This is a genomic window from Microbacterium sp. (genome assembly GCF_030149085.1).
Lineage (GTDB): Bacteria > Actinomycetota > Actinomycetes > Actinomycetales > Microbacteriaceae > Microbacterium.
This window is the reverse complement of record NZ_JASBSF010000116.1, coordinates 1-1,885: the sequence shown is the minus strand read 5'-3', so window position 1 is coordinate 1,885 and position 1,885 is coordinate 1. Positions and strand designations below refer to the sequence as shown.

Annotated in this window: 2 protein-coding genes; both read right to left on the bottom strand. The window is 68.5% G+C overall.

Features of this window, described 5'->3' with window-relative positions; translation table 11 throughout:
* The coding region (locus Q1V87_RS04825) for a cation:proton antiporter (RefSeq protein ID WP_300591073.1) at window positions 1–449 on the bottom strand (449 nt) is incomplete at its 3' end.
* A gap of 35 nt (window positions 450–484) precedes the next feature.
* The coding region (locus Q1V87_RS04820) for an alpha-amylase family glycosyl hydrolase (RefSeq protein WP_300591072.1) at window positions 485–1,885 on the bottom strand (1,401 nt) is incomplete at its 5' end.

The window sequence follows — 1,885 nt, the reverse complement described above, 5'->3', positions numbered from 1 at the left end:
ACCGCACCGACTGCCGCGACCGCCTTGCCGAACGGAGTCTTCAGTTCGCCGGCGTCACGAAGGATCGGAAGGATCGTCCCCAGCGCCGTCGATGACAGCGCGATGCCGATGATGATCGCCGCCCCCAACGGCCCGACGAGCAGACCGATCAGGATGCCGATCCCCAGCGAGAGAAGCCATCCGACCGCGGCGTTGCGGCCCGTGCGCCCGCGAAACGCGGCGAAGTCGAGTTCCGACCCGGCGACGAAGAACAGCATCGCCAGGCCGAACTGGGCGAGGGTCGCGAGGAACTCGATCGGCTCAACCCACGCCAGCACCGAGGGCCCAACGAGGATGCCGAGGATCAGCTCGAACACGACGATCGGCACCGCGAACCACCGCCCGATCACCCGGGTCAGCAGCGGTGCGAGCGCCGCCAGCAGCGGGACGATCAGGAGGTTCGCGGCCATCCCCTCACGATAGCGAGCGGGAGGTCATCTGCGGGTCAGGAGCGGGCGGGAGCGACGATCGCGGCGGAGTCCGGGGCGAGGGTGATGACGGATGCAGCATCCGTCGATCCCTGGCCCGGTGCTGCCTCGGCGATGACCGGCGCGACTCCCGTTCCTCCCGTGTGCAGCAGGATGACGGCATCCGGCGCAATCGCGAAGGTGTGGGATGCCCCGGTGAGATTCACGAGAACGGACAACGCGCCCCGCTGAAGGACGAACCACCGCGCCCGGGGGTCCTCTCCATCGGGGCCGCTCCCCGACAGCGCGTCGCAGGCCGCGAACGCGGGGTCGGTCAGCTCAGGCCGGTCGCGCCGAAGCGCCGCAAGGTCGCGGTAGAGCTGGAGCAGGCGCGCATGGTCGACCCCCACCTCCGGCGATGTGGATGCCTCGGCCCAGCTGAGCTTCGAGCGGTGGAAGGTCTCGGGATCCTGCGGGTCCGGAACGATCGCGGGGTCCCAGCCCATCCGCGCGAACTCCTCGATGCGACCTTTCGCGGTGGCCTCCCCGAGCTCAGGCTCCGGATGCGACGTGAAGAACTGCCACGGCGTGGATGCTCCCCACTCCTCCCCCATGAACAGCATCGGCGTCCCGGGAGTAGTGAGCGTCAGGAGCGCGGCCACGGCGAGCCGGTCGGTGGACAGGGTCTCGCTGAGCCTGTCACCGGTGGCGCGATTGCCGATCTGATCATGGTCTTGCCCGAACGTCACCAGACGCCAGGTGGGGACTGTCGGCGGAATAGGGAAACCGTGATCCCGCCCGCGGAACGACGAGTAGGTGCCGTTGTGGAAGAACCCCTCGGTCCACACCTTCGGGAGAGCCCCGAGCGCCCCGAAGTCCTCGTAGTAGCCGACTGTCTCGCCGCTGACCGCGACGTGGAGTGCATGGTGGTAGTCGTCGCTCCACTGTGCCGTCAGTCCGTAGCCGCCGGCTTCCCGCGGCAGGATCAGGGTCGGGTCGTTCAGATCGGACTCCGCGATGAGGGTCAGCGGGCGACCCTGGTGCGCCGAGAGCGCGTCGGCGGCTTCGGCGATCTCCTGCAGGATGTGGGTCGGGCTCTCATCGTGCAGGGCGTGTACGGCATCCAGTCGCAGTCCGTCGACGTGGTAGTCGCGCAGCCACAGGAGCGTGTTCTCGACGATGAAATCACGCACTTCGCGCGCGTCGAGGTTCACCGACAGGCCCCACGTGTTGCGCGCCGCATCCCGAAGGTACGGACCGAACTCGGGCAGATAGTTTCCGCTGGGGCCGAGGTGGTTGTAGACGACGTCCTGGATGACCGCGAGGCCCGCGGCGTGGGCGGCGTCCACGAACCGCTGGTAGGCGGCGGGGCCGCCGTAAGCCTCGTGGACGGTGTACCAGAGCACGCCGTCGTAGCCCCAGTTCCAGACGCCGTTGAA